Source organism: Phytopseudomonas daroniae, assembly GCF_004327285.1.
Taxonomy (GTDB): Bacteria; Pseudomonadota; Gammaproteobacteria; order Pseudomonadales; family Pseudomonadaceae; genus Aquipseudomonas; species Aquipseudomonas daroniae.
This window is the reverse complement of the sequence record NZ_QJUI01000057.1, coordinates 1-532: the sequence shown is the minus strand read 5'-3', so window position 1 is coordinate 532 and position 532 is coordinate 1. Positions and strand designations below refer to the sequence as shown.

At 54.7% G+C, this 532-nt stretch carries 1 pseudogene; it reads right to left on the bottom strand.

What is annotated here, in order from left to right:
* A pseudogene (locus DNK06_RS25050) lies at window positions 1–502 on the bottom strand (IS5 family transposase); the annotation flags it as partial.
* Between the last annotated feature and the right edge of the window lie 30 nt (window positions 503–532).

Sequence of the window (532 nt, the reverse complement as noted above, 5' to 3'; positions counted from 1 at the left end):
TCAGCAATCAGCCCATCGAACTCAACGCCCTTGATCAAGGGAGCAACCCCCGTAATATCGTTGCGCTGGCCAGGCAGCAGGACAAAGCGAACCAGATTCCCCAAGGCATCTGTCAGGGCTAGAATCTTACTCGTCATGCCCCCTCTGGACTTGCCTATGGCCTGGCTTTGAGCCCCCCTTTTGCGCCTTGGCCGTGGCGATGAACCTTGATGATCGTAGCGTCGACCATTGCATATTCCATGTCGGGCTCATCACTTACGGCATCGAATAGACGCTGAAAGATATCGGCCTTCACCCAGTCCCGAAATCGCTTGAAAACGGTATTCCAATTACCGAACTCAACGGGGAGGTCGCGCCATGGGCTGCCGGTGCGAGCAATCCACAGAACCGCTTCGATAAAAAGTCGATTATTCGTACCACTACGGCCTGGATCGCTTGGCTTGCCCAGGCAATGTGGCTCCATCTTCGCCCATTGGGCGTCGGTGAGTACAAGTCTAGTCATACCCAAAATTTCACCACAGGAAGGCGGGGT